General features: G+C 60.8%; 11 protein-coding genes and 1 tRNA gene. 7 read left to right on the forward strand and 5 right to left on the reverse strand.

Going from position 1 to position 15,021, the window contains the following annotated elements:
- The first annotated feature begins 170 nt into the window (after positions 1-170).
- On the forward strand, positions 171-683 hold the full coding sequence (gene phaR, locus ACA049_RS15270; protein ID WP_497328116.1) for a polyhydroxyalkanoate synthesis repressor PhaR: 513 nt from the start codon (positions 171-173) through the stop codon (positions 681-683).
- A 37-nt stretch (positions 684-720) separates the two neighbouring features.
- Here the strand turns inward: phaR and phaP are convergent, their stop codons facing one another.
- Positions 721-1,290 (reverse strand): TIGR01841 family phasin, encoded by a 570-nt coding sequence (gene phaP, locus ACA049_RS15275; RefSeq protein ID WP_497328118.1) that lies wholly within the window; start codon positions 1,288-1,290, stop codon positions 721-723.
- Positions 1,291-1,532: 242 nt separating this feature from the next.
- Between phaP and ACA049_RS15280 the strand changes: the two genes are divergently transcribed.
- On the forward strand, positions 1,533-3,977 hold the full coding sequence (locus ACA049_RS15280; protein WP_497328120.1) for a DUF3141 domain-containing protein: 2,445 nt from the start codon (positions 1,533-1,535) through the stop codon (positions 3,975-3,977).
- Positions 3,978-4,002: 25 nt separating this feature from the next.
- Here ACA049_RS15280 and ACA049_RS15285 read toward each other — a convergent pair whose 3' ends face one another.
- Complete coding sequence (locus tag ACA049_RS15285) at positions 4,003-5,040, reverse strand: AraC family transcriptional regulator (RefSeq protein WP_497328122.1); 1,038 nt, start codon at positions 5,038-5,040, stop codon at positions 4,003-4,005.
- Positions 5,041-5,321: 281 nt separating this feature from the next.
- Here ACA049_RS15285 and phbB point away from each other — a divergent pair, with 281 nt between their 5' ends.
- The 5 genes from phbB to ACA049_RS15310 all read left to right on the forward strand — a co-directional run bounded on the left by phbB (position 5,322) and on the right by ACA049_RS15310 (position 11,470).
- Positions 5,322-6,068: an acetoacetyl-CoA reductase gene (phbB, locus tag ACA049_RS15290; protein ID WP_497328124.1), complete on the forward strand. Its 747-nt coding sequence runs from the start codon at positions 5,322-5,324 to the stop codon at positions 6,066-6,068.
- 57 nt (positions 6,069-6,125) lie between these two features.
- A complete protein-coding gene (locus ACA049_RS15295) occupies positions 6,126-7,304 on the forward strand; it encodes an acetyl-CoA C-acetyltransferase (protein WP_497328126.1) in 1,179 nt (392 codons plus the stop codon).
- Positions 7,305-7,406: 102 nt separating this feature from the next.
- Positions 7,407-9,110 carry a class I poly(R)-hydroxyalkanoic acid synthase gene (gene phaC, locus ACA049_RS15300; RefSeq protein ID WP_497328128.1) on the forward strand — a complete coding sequence of 568 codons (1,704 nt, stop codon included), beginning with the start codon at positions 7,407-7,409 and terminating at the stop codon, positions 9,108-9,110.
- Between the two features lie 338 nt (positions 9,111-9,448).
- Positions 9,449-10,102, forward strand: a complete 654-nt coding sequence (locus ACA049_RS15305; RefSeq protein ID WP_094467459.1) for a hydrolase — start codon at positions 9,449-9,451, stop codon at positions 10,100-10,102.
- Between the two features lie 66 nt (positions 10,103-10,168).
- Entirely contained in the window at positions 10,169-11,470 is a 1,302-nt protein-coding gene (locus ACA049_RS15310; protein WP_497328130.1) for an OprD family porin, read from the forward strand.
- Positions 11,471-11,592: 122 nt separating this feature from the next.
- Here the strand turns inward: ACA049_RS15310 and ACA049_RS15315 are convergent.
- The 3 genes from ACA049_RS15315 to selA form a co-directional block, all read right to left on the reverse strand.
- Positions 11,593-11,688: transfer RNA gene (locus tag ACA049_RS15315), tRNA-Sec, on the reverse strand.
- Between the two features lie 6 nt (positions 11,689-11,694).
- Positions 11,695-13,602, reverse strand: a complete 1,908-nt coding sequence (gene selB, locus ACA049_RS15320; RefSeq protein ID WP_497336877.1) for a selenocysteine-specific translation elongation factor — start codon at positions 13,600-13,602, stop codon at positions 11,695-11,697.
- Positions 13,599-15,020 (reverse strand): L-seryl-tRNA(Sec) selenium transferase, encoded by a 1,422-nt coding sequence (gene selA, locus ACA049_RS15325; RefSeq protein WP_497328132.1) that lies wholly within the window; start codon positions 15,018-15,020, stop codon positions 13,599-13,601. Before selA ends, selB begins: the two co-directional genes overlap by 4 nt.
- Position 15,021 lies beyond the last annotated feature (1 nt).

The raw sequence follows: 15,021 nt of genomic DNA on the forward strand, positions 1-15,021 counted from the left end.
AGGGGACTTGTGAACACTGAAGATCCAGTGTGGGAGCGGGCTTGCTCGCGAAGGCGGCCTCAGAAGCACTAAAGAGGTCGAGCGTGGCCTCCCTTCCCCGACAGCACACCGCGGCAGTGGCCATAGTAGGTTAAGATGCCTGCAAACCAGGCCCGCCGCGAGACGCCCGCATGACCGATAACACCCCCCGCCTGATCAAGAAGTACCCCAATCGCCGACTGTATGACACCCACACCAGCAGTCATCTGACGTTGGCAGACATTCGTCAGTTAGTCGTCGATAAAGTTGCCTTTCAGGTGGTCGATGCCAAGAGCGGCGAGGACCTGACGCGCAGCATCCTGCTGCAAGTGATTCTGGAAGCCGAAAGCGGCGGAGAGCCGATCTTCACCAGCGAGATGCTGATGGGGATTATCCAGTTCTATGGTCCGTATCAGGGCGTGCTCGGCAGCTACCTCGACAAAAGCATCCAGACCGTCATCGACATCCAGTCGCAGACCGGCGCGCAGTCGTCCGAGGCGTGGAGCGACTTCATGCATCAACAGGCCCCGGTCATGCAGGACCTGATGCGCCAGTATGTCGACCAGTCCAAGGCCTTGTACCTCAATACCCAGAACCTGTTCGGCATGTTTGGCGCCAAGCCCGGCACCGAAAGCGGGCCGAAAAAAAATGGCGATGGGGAATAAACCCATCGCCATTTTTGTGCCGCTGGCCTGAAACGACTTACTTGTTACCGCTGGTAGCCTTGGCGCCCGCTTCCGGTGCTGCTTTGGCGGCAGCGGCAGTGGCGGCGTCGAAATTGCTCTGAGCCACATCGGAAGCCTGTTTCACGGCTTTCTGTGCGCTTTCGAACACGGTACCGGCATTCGCCAGGCCCGACTTGAAGGCAGCCACGACAGGCTCGGAACCGGCCGGTGCATTCTTGCTGATCGATTCAACAAACTCATTCACTTGCTGGGTGCCCGCCTCGACCTGACTCGACGTCAGTTTGGCGATGTCCGACTGCGTGCCCACGATCAGCGCTTGAACCTGACGATTGAACTCGGCCAGACGTTCGGTCTGCGCGCTCGGCTGGGTGAACGACGCCTGCAAATCAGCAAAACCCTGTGGATCACGCACGGCCAGCAGCTTGCGCACGCCTTCGAAGTGTTCTTCGGTGGAGTCGCGCAGTGCCTTGAACTGCAACTGGCTCAGCTGTTCAACGCTGGCGAAGACTTTGCCGCTGATCTGCTGCAAAAGATCGAGGTTGGCTTTCTGAGCGGTTTGCAGTTTTTCCGAATTGAAAAAAGACATGCTTGAATCTCCTGGTACTGAAAGGCCCGGATGGACCTGAGGACGCGAAGCGATCCTGCCAGCCATCGCGTTAGGTTGAATATTGCAGTGCACAAAACTATTTAGCAACGGCTATTTTGTGCAGCGCACAATAAAGTTCGCTTCCTTGACCGGTATTCCCTATACACTCGTGAAAATCGAACGGCCGGCTTGGCTTCTATTAGCCATGGCGACGTTCCCACGCATGGCATCAGGAGTTCACGATGGGTCAGGAAGAAAATATTGCGATGCAAGATGAAGGGCTTTCGACTCCGTCCGGTTTATTCGAGCACCTCAACCATCTGCAGCGTCTCAACACCCGCAACGTCCTCGACGCCGTGCAGCAGCGCCAAGCCAAAACCTACGCCCCTTCAAGCCTTGGGCTGCTTAAACAGCCAACCGCCGCTGACTGGCAGGAATACCTCACCGACCTGGGCCAACGCAGCGTGCTGTTCTGGGACACCTTGCGTCAGCGCGGCGACAACACCCTGGCCCACGAACGCGCCGGGTATCCGCTGCTGCTCAAGTTCAATCATGAAACCCTGATTGCCGGTGAAGACCTGCCGCGCCCGGTCAACTACTCGCTGCTGCAGATCCTTGCGGGCCCCGGGCAACAGCTCGACAGCAAAAAACAACCGGTGATCATCATTGACCCGCGCGGCGGCCACGGCTCGGGGATCGGCGGCTTTAAACAGGATTCGGTCATCGGTGAAAGCTTGCGCGCCGGCCACCCGACCTATTTCATCTCGTTCAGCCATTCGCCACGCCCGGGGCAAACCCTGGCGGACATCGTTTTAGCTCAGGCGCGGTTTATCGAAGAGGTCAGCGCGCGACATCCTTCCAGTGCCAAACCCGTGGTCATCGGCAATTGCCAGGCCGGCTGGGCATTGATGGGCCTGGCGGCGACCCGCCCGGAATTGCCGGGACTGATCATCGTCAATGGCGCGCCGCTGTCGTACTGGGCCGGCGTCAATGGCCGCAACCCGATGCGCTACACCGGCGGATTGCTGGGCGGCGGCTGGATGGCACGCCTGGGCAGCGACCTGGGCAATGACCGTTTCGACGGCACCTGGCTGGTCAGCAATTTCGAAAGCCTCGACCCGGCCAACGCCTTGTGGGGCAAGTACTACCACCTGTTCAGCGAAGTCGACAGCGAAGCCCCGCGCTTCCTGGATTTCGAACGCTGGTGGGGCAGCCCGACCCTGCTCAATGGTGAAGAGATCGAGATGATTGTCGACGACCTGTTCATTGGCAATCAGCTGTCCGGCGGCCTCGGGCGCAAGAGCAGCGGGCTTGACCTCAAACGCATCGAAGTGCCGGTGGTGGTGTTCTGCTCCTATGGCGACAACATCACCTCCCCGCAACAGGCGCTGGACTGGATCACCGACGTCTATCCCAGCGACCTCGCCCTGCAAAATGCCGGTCGCACCATCGTGTACCTGCGACATGCGAGCATCGGTCATCTGGGCATTTTTGTTTCCGGCGAAGTGGCGCGACGTGAACACCGCGAGTTGCTGGGTGCCGTCGACGCGATCAATGAACTGCCGGGCGGGCTCTATGAAATGCTCATCGATGACCTGCCGGAACACTCGGATACGCCGTACGCCGTGCGTTTCGAGCCCCGCCGTATCGCCGACATCCATGGTGAAGTGCCGCCGCCCCGTGACGACGATCGCGAATTCGCGCTGGTCGAGCGTGCCTCTGACTTCAACAACACGCTTTACGATGGATGTGTACGGCCGTGGTTGCGTCAGCTGATTAACGAGCCGACCGCCGAAATGATGCGCAAGGCTCACCCGTTCCACCAGCAACAGGTGATGTGGAACAGTTTGAACCCGGCGCTCTGGTGGCTGGCAGGCAGTGCCGCGCAAGTGAACAAAGATCGTCATCCCGCCCATCCGTCCAATCCGTTGCTGGCCTGGCAGGATCTGTTTTCCAACCAGATCCAGGACGCCTTGAACGGCTATCGGGACCTGCGTGATGCCGCTCAGGAAATGAGTTTTTACGGTGTGTATGGCGTGCTTAACAGCCTCGCCGGCAATACCTCGGGGCGCGATCTCCAGGGGCATGCCGAGCAGCACGATAAAGTCTTGATCGAACGCCTTCAGGACGCCCTGCCCGTGGGCGGTTTGATGGAAGCCTTGATCCGGATCCTGTTCCTGCTGGGCCGCGACAGCGACGAGCCGGGCAAGCAAAGCGTCGAGAAACTGATCCTGCAATTGCAGGTGCTGCTGCAGGACTACAGCGCCGAGCCTCTGGACCTGCGTGAAACCCTGCGCCTGCAGAAACTGCTGGTCGCCACCCACCCGCAGGAAAGCCTGCACAGCTTGCCCCTGATGCTGGCCGAGGTCGAAGAGCGCCAACAGGTGCTGGCGGCCGTGGCCAATTTGCTCCCGGAACTGCTGACCAGCGGCGCAGACAACCCGTTCTGGTGTGAATTGCACACCCTGCTCGATGTGCCGTTGCCGGGTTTCAACTTGACTCAACCTCCTGGTGAAGCCGATGTTGTCGAGGAGGAAGCCTTGGTTGTCGCACCTGCGCCGACACCACCCAAGCCCATCGCGCAAAAAACTGTAGTAGCGACTACCGCGCCAATCGCCAAGGCTGCGACTCCCGTTCGCAAACCTGCCAAAGGCAAGAAAAGCGTTAAAAAACCGCCGGTGAAATAACCCCGGACCGCTGACGAGCACCGCGTCACACTGGCGCGGTTTCCTCGATTTCAAACGATTCATCGGAGCGGTACTGCCCCGGTGTCATGCCAAACCAACGGGTACAGGCTTTGTTGAAGCTGCTGTGGTCATGAAAACCAAGGAGATACGCCACATGCTTCATGTTGAAGTGAGAGTGGCGCAGGTAGAAATCGGCCAGTTGCCGGCGCACCGCGTTCAGCACGTCCTTGAATTGAGTCCCCTCCTTTTCCAACGCCCGTTGCAGCGTGCGCTTGCTGATGTTCAACGCAGCGGCAATCGATTCCATGTCGCACTGCCCCTGGCCCTGACTCAAGCGCTCGGTAATCAGCGCGCGAATCCGCCCGACAATGCAAAACCCAAACAGCAGGTCCAGTTGCGCCTCGGCAAAACTGTCATGCAGCACGGCCAACGCTTCGTTGCCCATGCTCAACGGTCGCATCAGCTCCTGCCCGTCAAACAAAATGCTGTCGTAAGGCGCGTCGAACTCCAGATTGCAGCCAAACAGCCGCCGATGCTCGGAGATGTCTTCCGGTTCGGGATAAGTGAACTCAACGCTCAAGGGGTGCGGTGCTTCGCCGCCCGACAGCTTGCGGCAGAAACTCAGCAATGACGCCAGCCCGGCATCGGTGTACTGGCGCGGTTTGACCGAACCATGCTGCTGATGGTCGAGGCTGGACAGGCGGTAATGTTGCTGTTCGGCGGTAAAGAAAAGGCTGAACCCGGTGCCGATCAACGGACTGAAACGAACCAGGCGTTCAAGGGCTTTTTTCAGATTCAGGCTGGACATCATGGTGTAGCCGACGATCTGAAAGCTGCCGGGGTGGAAACTGCCATAGGCCCGTAAGCCGATGTCCGGATCACTTGAGGCCTCAGCGGCCAGTTCCCAGAGTCGATAGATGGCCTTTCGCTCGCAAAACGCGCCTGGTTTGTTCGCGAGATTAATGTCTAGTCCAGCCTCCCGACACAGACTGGCGACATCCAGTCCTTGAGCCGAGAGCGTATTTACCAGCACGCTGGCATAGCCTGAACTCATTCTATACATGGCGTCCTCAATGACCTGTGGAACCGGACATCCTGTCCGGAGCCATAACTGATCTGCGATGAATCAAAATTCTAACGGGATGCTTCGTTGCCAATATTGATCCCAGTATAGGTACTCCTCACTTTTAGCCAGTGTTTCGGGCCATTCGTCGCCCCGACGCAACTAAACCGCTCGTGGCACCGTTGGACACCACGCCGTCACCTCCCAACACTTCCGCATCCCCCGCCAATACCGAACAATCGCCCATCTTGCAGCGCAAAAACAAAAAAGGAACGGAGCTTATGAAGTCGCTTGGTCGTATTGCGTTGGTCACGGGTGGTATGGGTGGGATTGGCACGGCGATAAGCCAGCGCCTGTACAAGGAAGGATTCAAGGTCATCGTCGGCTGTAGCGCCGATTCCGCCCGCAAGAATGACTGGATCGCCACCCAGCTCGCGGCGGGTTATCAGTTCGACTGCATCTACGGCGACATCACCCATTGGGAGTCGACGCGCAAGGCCTTCGAGATGGCGCGCGAACAATTCGGCCCTATCGATGTGCTGGTCAACAACGCCGGCATCACTCGCGATGCTTCCTTTCGCAAACTGACGCACGAGGACTGGAACGCGGTCATCGGCACCAACCTCAGCGGCGTGTTCAACACCACCAAGCAAGTGATTGAAGGCATGTTGGCCAAGGGTTGGGGACGGGTGATCAATATCTCCTCGATCAACGGTCAGCGCGGCCAGTTCGGCCAGACCAACTACAGTGCGGCCAAGGCCGGCATCCATGGCTTCACCATGGCCCTGGCGCGGGAAGTGTCCGGCAAGGGCGTGACCGTCAACACCGTCTCCCCGGGTTACATCCAGACCAGCATGACCGCGGCCATCCGCCCGGACATCCTCGACACCATGATTGCCGCTACCCCGGTCGGGCGCCTCGGCCAACCCGAAGAAATCGCTTCGATCGTTGCGTGGCTGGCGTCCGATGAATCGGGCTACAGCACCGGCGCCGACTTCTCGGTGAACGGCGGCATGAACATGCAGTAGACCGATCAGGGCAAGGACGCCCTGCTCCCGCTGGACAGAATCTTAATGAGGTCACGCATGAACGAAGTCGTAATCGTTGCCGCTACACGTACCGCCATCGGCAGTTTTCAAGGGGCCTTGTCGGCGATTCCAGCCACTGAGCTGGGCGCCGCAGTGATTCGCCGTCTGCTGGAAGAGACCGGTCTGGACGGCACTCAGATTGATGAAGTGATTCTTGGCCAAGTCCTCACCGCAGGCTCAGGACAAAACCCGGCCCGCCAGACGGCAATCAAGGCCGGCCTGCCCTTCACCACTCCTGCCCTGACCCTGAACAAGGTCTGCGGTTCGGGCCTCAAGGCTGTGCAGCTGGCTGTTCAGGCGATCCGTTGCGGCGACGCCGAGCTGATCATTGCTGGCGGTCAGGAAAACATGAGCCTGGCGCCGTATGTGCTGCCCAAGGTCCGCACCGGTCTGCGCCTGGGTCATGCGCAATTGCAAGACAGCGTGATTCAGGACGGTTTGTGGGACGCCTTCAACGACTACCACATGGGCATCACCGCTGAGAACCTGGCCGCTCAGTACAGTCTCAGCCGCGAAGCTCAGGACGCGTTCGCCGCCGCCTCGCAACAGAAAGCGGCCGCCGCCATCGAAGCGGGCTACTTCAAGGGGCAAATCACCCCGATCCTGATCCCTCAGCGCAAGGGCGATCCGCTGGTCTTCGATACGGATGAACAACCGCGCCCGGGCGGCACGCTGCAAGCACTGAGCAACCTCAAGCCGGCGTTCCAGAAGGACGGCAGCGTCACCGCCGGCAATTCGTCGACCCTCAACGATGGTGCCGCCGTGTTGCTGCTGGCCAGCGCCGCCAAGGCCCAAGCCCTCGGCTTGCCGGTTCTGGCGCGCATCAAGGCTTACGCGAGCGCAGGTGTCGACCCGTCGATCATGGGCATCGGCCCGGTCCCGGCCACTCGCCTGGTGCTGGAGAAAGCCGGCTGGAGCCTCGACGACCTCGACCTGATCGAAGCCAACGAAGCGTTCGCCGCGCAATCACTGGCGGTCGGCAAAGAATTGGGCTGGGACACCGCGAAGGTCAACGTCAACGGTGGCGCGATTGCGCTGGGTCATCCGATCGGCGCGTCGGGCGCACGGATTCTGGTGTCGCTGGTGCACGAACTGATTCGCCGTGACGGCAAAAAAGGCTTGGCCACGTTGTGCATCGGTGGCGGCCAAGGCGTCAGCCTGGTCATCGAACGATAAAAACAAGAAACACAGGACTGCTTGCTTGACTGCTGACGCGGTGCCGAATTCCGGCACCGCGGTTTTTTTCTGCCCGGTTTTCCGATGTGGGCAAGGAGTTCCATGGACAATAACGCGCACACTTTCAACACCTTCTGGTCCGGTCAGGTCCCGTTCATTGCCTCCTTTGCAGTGCAACAATTACGCCTGTGGGTCAGCACCAATCCATGGTTCACCGGCCAGGAATACGAAAAGTGGTTCGACCTTCCACGCACCACCCTGGAAAGTCTGCAAACCGAGTATCAAACCCAATGGGGTGATCTGGGCCAGCGCCTGCTGACCGGCCAACCGTTTTCCTTCGAAGATCGGCGTTTTGCCAGCGGCAACTGGAGCACGCCACTGTTCGGCTCCCTCGCCGCGTTCTACTTGCTCAACGCCGGTTTCCTGCTGAAGCTGCTCGATAAACTACCGATCAAAGACAAGAAACCCCGCCAGCGCCTGCTGTACCTGGTGGAGCAGGCGATTGCCGCCGGTGCCCCCAGCAATTTTCTGGCGAGCAACCCCGATGCCTTGCAACGCGTCGTCGACACCCAGGGCGGCAGCCTGTTCACCGGCCTGTTGCACCTGGCCAGCGACCTGCAGGAAGGCAAGATGCGCCAGTGCGACAGCGGCGCCTTCACCGTCGGCGTCGACCTGGCCAACACCCCCGGCGAAGTGGTGTTCGAGAACGAACTGTTCCAGCTGATTCAGTACTACCCGCAAAGCGAAACCCAGTACCGGCGTCCGGTGTTCATCGTCCCGCCGTCGATCAACAAGTACTACATCCTCGACCTGCGCCCGGACAACTCGATGGTTCGCCATCTGTTGCAACAAGGCCACCCGGTGTTCCTGATGTCGTGGCGCAACTTCGATCAGGCGCACGCCGGCACCACCTGGGATGACCTGATCGAAACCGGCATCATCAAAGGCCTGCAAGTGACCCGCGAGATCAGCGGCGAGCAACGCCCCAACTGCGTAGGCTTCTGCATCGGCGGCACACTGTTGAGTTCGGCGCTGGCCGTGCTGGCGGCCCGCGGCGACAAGGACATCGGCAGCGTGAGCCTGTTGACCACCTTCCTCGACTACCTCGACACCGGCCCTATCGACATCTTCGTCGACGAGCAATTGGTGGCCTATCGCGAGCGCACCATCGGCGGCCTGGATGGCCCCATCGGTCTGTTCAAGGGCGAGGACATGGGCAACACCTTCTCGCTGCTGCGCCCCAACGATTTGTGGTGGAACTACAACGTCGACAAGTACCTCAAGGGCCAGAAGCCGATCCCCCTCGACCTGCTGTTCTGGAACAACGACAGCACCAACCTTCCAGGCCCGATGTACTGCTGGTACCTGCGCCACACCTACTTGCAGAACGACCTGAAATCCGGTGAGCTGGATTGCTGCGGGGTCAAGCTCGATCTGCGTGCCATCGATGCGCCGGCGTACATCCTCGCAACGCATGATGACCACATCGTGCCGTGGCGCAGCGCTTACGCCAGCACCCAATTGCTCTCCGGGACCAAGCGCTTTGTACTGGGAGCCTCCGGGCATATCGCCGGAGTGATCAACCCGCCGGCCAAGGAAAAACGCCATTACTGGACCAATAATCGGGTCACTAAAGATCCCGAAACCTGGTTCATGAATGCCCAGGAACATGCCGGCAGCTGGTGGAATGACTGGTTCGTCTGGCTCGCAGACCAGGCCGGCGAGCGCCAGCCTTCGGTTTTGCACACCGGCAACACGCAATACCAGGCGATTGAATCGGCGCCCGGGCGTTATGTGATGCAATGACAGACGGCCCCGCGCGGCGAAAAACCCGGGCTCAGCGCCTGACTTGTAGCCGCCTGCGCCCGGCTCTGTAGCAGCTGTCGAGCTTGCGAGGCTGCGTTCGGCTGCGCAGCAGTCGTAAGGTCAGACAATGCGGTGCGTCAGACTCACCGCGTACTCAGGTTTTACGACTGCTGCGCAGCCGAACGCAGCCTCGCAAGCTCGACAGCTGCTACAGAAGCGGCGTTCCGAAAAGCTCCCTCGCTCCCCGCAAAAAAGCGCCAAACACAGCACACCGACTCAATATCCCCACCCGAATCTGCGCAACCATGGCCTCCTCACTCACCCGTAAGGACCTCGCCATGGCCATCGCCAAAGCTGTTCCCGGCAAAACCCTGCTGACCCCGACCGACCACACCCTGATCATGATCGATCACCAGTCGCAGATGTCCTTCGCGACCAAATCGATCGACGCCGTCACCCTGCGCAACAACGCCGCACTCGTGGCCAAGGCTGCGCGGGGATTCAAGGTCTCGACCATCCTGACCACCGTCGCCGAGAAGAGCTTTTCCGGGCCGATCTTCGACGAAATCAAGTCGGTGTTCCCGGAACACAACGTCATCGACCGTACCAGCATGAACACCTGGGAAGACGAGCGCATCGCCGTTGAAGTCAACGCCTTCGGCAAACAGAAAATCGTCCTCGCCGGCCTGTGGACCTCGGTGTGCATCGTCGGCCCGGCGCTGTCGGCCATCGACCAGGGTTTCGAGGTCTACGTGATTGCCGATGCCTGTGGCGACGTCAGCACCGAAGCCCACGAAATGGCCATGCAGCGCATGATCCAGATCGGCGCCCGCCCGATGACTTCGCTGCAATACCTGCTGGAACTGCAGCGTGACTGGGCACGTACCGAGACCTACGAAGAAACCGTGAAAACCTCGATTGCCAACGGTGGCTCCTACGGTCTTGGCCTGATCTACGCCAAAACCATGTTCGGTGCCTCGGAAGGCCACTAAGCGCTTTTCCTGTAAATAGCCAGCGACTGCGGAGATTGCGCAGTCGCTGCTGCGTGGTGATTGACGATGACGTTTCGCAAGCACTTTTGGTTGTCGATGCTGTTCGCCGGAACCGCCTTGGCTGATGAACCCGCACAAGGGTTTCTCGACGGCGCGACGCTTGACGTGCTCAGCCGCAACTTCTACCTCAACAGCGACTACCGATCCCCTTCGCCGACAGGCAAAAGCTATAAAGCGGAATGGGCTCAAGGCTTTATCAGCACTTTTGAATCCGGTTTCACACCTGGTACGTTTGGTTTTGGCCTGGATGCTCATGCCTTTCTGGGGTTGAAACTGGATGGCGGCAAGGGCCATTCCGGCACCGGATTGCTGCCCGTGAATGATGACGGTCGCAGCGAAGACAACTATTCCAGTGGCGGTGGCGCACTGAAAATCAGAGCTTCGCGAACCACCTTGGCCTTCGGTGAAATGATGGTGGAAACCCCGGTGTTCGACACCGCGGACAAACGCCTGCAACCGGAGTACGCCACAGGCTTGCTGCTGAACAGCCGCGAAATCGATGATATGAATCTGGTGGCCGGTCATTTCACGGCATTCAAGAACCAGGACAGTGCTTCGGGCAAGGGCAACTTCTATGGCTACGGTGCCAACACCGAGGCCGGCGGCATTACGTTTCTCGGCACCGACCTGTTCACCCAACGCCCCGTCGGCGGCGCGCTCTACGCGTCAGAACTGACCGACACCTGGCATCAGTATTACGCCAACCTGCACCTGAAGCAGCCTGGCGTGTTCCTCGACGCCAACCTCTACCACACGCAGGACACCGGCAAAGCGCTGGCCGGCGCCATCGACAACACCGCGTTCAGCCTCTCGGGCAAGTACACCGTCGGTGCGCATGCCTTCACCCTGGCGTATCAAAAAATCAATGGCGACACGCCGTTCGACTTTGTCGGCGGAGACTCGATCTACCTCGCCAACTCGATCAAGTACGCCGACTTCAACGGCGCCCACGAACGCTCATGGCAGGCACGTTACGACCTCGATTTGAGTACCTTCGGGATTCCCGGCCTGAATTTCATGACCCGTTACGTCACGGGCAGCCAGATCGACGGCACCCACGCGCCCAAGGGCGGCGCCTACAACCCTTTTGATGAGTCCGTCGGTCAATACGTGCCTCAACAAGGCGATGGCGGCCGGCATTGGGAACGCGATATCGACCTCCGTTACATCGTGCAGTCAGGTGCGGCCAAGGGTTTGTCCCTGCAACTGTCCCATGTGTCGCACCGGGCCAATACTGCCCAGGCCGGCGATGACATTGACCGGGTGTACGTGGTGATCCAGTACCCGCTGAACTTGAAGGGAATGTAATGCGGTCAGTGTGGGAGCGGGCTTGCTCGCGAAGGCGTCAGTTCAGTCGACATTGATGTTGAATGCCAGGCCGTCTTCGCGAGCAAGCCCGCTCCCACAGGGATTGGGGGTGTTTGAGGAAATGGCGGAAGACAGCCGGAGTCGAACCTGCCCGGGAACGGATGCCGTCCCCAACCGGGTTTGAAGCCCGGCCGCGCCACCGGGCGCGATTGTCTTCCTTGAAGTCAGTTGTCTTTGCTTTGGGCCAACGCATTGTCGAGGCGCAGATGGCGCTTGTCGCCGAAGCGTCGGGTAAGGCCCAACCGATCGAAGTATTCGAGAATCTGGATGCTGCGCTTGCGCCCAAGGCCCACGGTATCGCGAAACGCAGCGACCTGGATCATCGGGTCCTGCGCGGCCAGTTGCACAAGCATAGCCGCCAATCGACGGATGATTGCGTCGGTGTAGAACAGGTCGCGGACCACTTGATGCACCAGCCCGAGCCTCGCCATTTTGCGCAACAGCAAACGCACCGTCACTTCATCATGACCAAGGTCGCGCACCCACGGCGCATTGAAACTGGCCTGTTCGAACAACGGCTGCAGCTGTTGCCACAGGGCTTCATCCTCTTCACTCAAGCGCACCTGATGCTCGGGCAGATGCAGCCAAGGCCCGCTGGCAAGCAGGGAACCGCTGGCGAGCAGTTCGTCGAGCAGGCTGATGAAGGTCGGACGGTCCAACGAAGTGCCGGTGAAGCGACGGAGGCGATCCCGGTCGGGTCCCATCTGGTCCGGTTCGAGTTGATGAAAGCGCGCCAGATGCTCCAGCAGCGGCGCTTTCAAAGCCTCCCAGCGGTCCGCACTGAACAGCAACGGACCTTGGCGCGTAGCGATCAAACGGACATCGGCGGGCAGCACCCAGGTGTCACGCGGTCGGTTGAATTGACGCTCAAGGCGCTGCGGATCGAGCCCGGTTTCGCTATTCACCAATAACGCAGGCAGGACGTCTTCCAGAGCAATGTGGGTGGCGAGCGCCTGGAGCTGCGCCAGTCGCTCGGGACTGCGGCGGTGTCGGGTCGGCGCGAACGGGTCGAGCACCCGTCCGCCACCAATGGTTCGCTGGGCACTTTGGTCACGCAGGATCACAGGATCGCCCTTCACCGCCTGCACCGGCGCATTCAGCAGGATCTGCGCGAACATCCGCTCGCCCGGCGCAACGCTGGCACCTTCCAGCAGCGCGACTCGCCCGGTGACATCCTGAGTGCCCAAGTGAACATGCACCGGCTGAAAATGCTCGAAGGCCTTGGATTCGCTGGCCAGCAACTGCAGGTCGATGTCCAGGCGCTGGGTCGGTGCGTATAGCCACTCGGCGACCAGCCAATGGCCTCGGTGAATCTGCTCCAATGCCAGGCGCTCGGCGCTCAGGTTAAGCGCGACTCGCTGGCCTGCAAAAGCGCTGTCCGCTGCCTGATTTTGCGCATGCAAGCCACGCACACGGACAGTTTTTCCCAACGGACCGAGCATCAGCGTATCGCCCACGGCAACTTGCCCGGAAACTGCGGTGCCGGTCACTACGATACCGGCACCGGCCACGCTGAACGCTCGATCAATCGCCAGCCGAAAACCGCCGCTCGTGCTGCGCTTAAGCACTTCCCGCTGCGCGTCCAGCAACGCCTGACGCAATGCTTCGACACCCTCCCCGGTCACGTTCGACAGTGCAATCTGCGGCGCGCCGGAAAATGGTCCGGGCGCGAGCAAGGTTTCGATCTGTTCGCGTACGGCTTGCACACGGGCTGCATCGACCCGGTCGCATTTGCTGATCGCCACCAAGGCCCGAGGGATGCCCAGTAGTTCGACGATTGCCAGATGCTCGCGAGTCTGCGGCATGACGCCGTCATCCGCAGCGACCACCAGCAACACCAGATCAATGCCCTGAGCCCCCGCCAGCATGTTGTGGGTGAAGCGTTCATGGCCGGGCACGTCGATAAAACCGGTGAGTGCCGCGCCGGGTTCCAGCGCCGCGTAGAGATAGCCGAGGTCGATGGTCATGCCACGTTCGCGCTCTTCCCGCCGACGGTCGCCGGCCTGACCGGTCAACGCCTGGAGCAACAGCGTCTTGCCGTGGTCGATGTGCCCGGCGGTGCCGACGATCACCCGGGCACCTGCAATTGATCGAGTTGCGCCAGCCACGCGGCTTCGTCATCCAGTTGGCGCAGGTCCAGCCACAGCGCGTCGTCGTCAAGTCGGCCCAGCACCGGAATCGGCAACTGGCGAAACGCTGCCTCCAGCCCCAGCAATTGCCGCCCGCGCAGACGCTTGCTGACCTCTGGCCGCAGGCATAACGCCGCGCTCGGCAGGCGCGCTACCGGTTGGCTGCCGCTGCCGATCATGCCCAGCGCCGGCACCGCGCTGACGGTCCATCCTTCGCCCACGGCCTGCGCCAATGACGGTTGCAGGCGTTCCGCCTGGGCAAGGATGTCGGCCTGCGGTCGGGTCAACAGGCGCAGGCTCGGCAACCGTTCGGCCAGTCGATCCGGATCGCGGTACAGACCCAACACCGCTTCGAGGGCTGCCAGGGTTAACTTGTCGACCCGCAGCGCGCGCTTGAGCGGATTCTTTTTGATCTTCGCAATCAGGTCTTTGCGACCCACGATCAACCCGGCCTGAGGACCGCCGAGTAACTTGTCGCCGCTGAAGGTGACGATGTCCGCGCCATCGATCAGCGCCTGGCGCACCGTGGGTTCGGCGGGCAAGCCCCAACGCGTCAGGTCGAGCAGACTGCCGCTACCGAGGTCTTCGAGCAGCGGCAGACCGTGTTTATGCGCCAGTGCTGCCAACTCGGCCGTTGGCACTCGGGCGGTGAAGCCTTCAATGGCGTAATTACTGGCGTGGACACGCATCAGCAACCCGCTACGCGGGCCGATTGCCGCCTCGTAATCCCGGGCATGGGTGCGGTTGGTGGTGCCGACTTCATGCAGGCGGACACCGGCCCGGGCCATGATGTCGGGAATGCGGAAGGCGCCGCCGATTTCAATCAACTCGCCCCGGGAAATGATCCCTTCCTTGCGCGCGCCCAGGCTGTTGAGCGCCAGCAGCACGGCAGCGGCGTTGTTGTTGACCACGGTCACCGCTTCGGCGCCGGTCAGTTCGCGGATCAGGCCTTCGATCAGGTCGTCACGGTCGCCGCGCTTGCCGCTGTGCAGATCGAATTCCAGATTGAGCGGATAGCGGGCGGCCATTTGCACCGCCTCGATGGCTTCGTCCGGCAACAAGGCGCGGCCGAGGTTGGTGTGCAGCACCGTGCCGGTCAGGTTGAACACCCGGCGTACGTGGATGCGATGCTGCAGGGCCAAGCGCTCGCCCGCTCTGCCGGCCAACACTTCGGGGGTGAGTTCAACGGCGTCGAGTTGGCTCAACAGCACCGATTCGCGCAGGTCATCCAGCAACTGCCGCAGGCTGGTCAGCAGCGCGTCACGGCCATAGCGCTCGGCCAATGGCTGACACGCCGGATGGCGCAGCAAACTGTCGATGGACGGCAGCCGCAAGGCTGGGCTGGCGGATCTGGCAGGCATC

The sequence above is a fragment of the Pseudomonas sp. LBUM1662 genome (assembly GCF_059695915.1).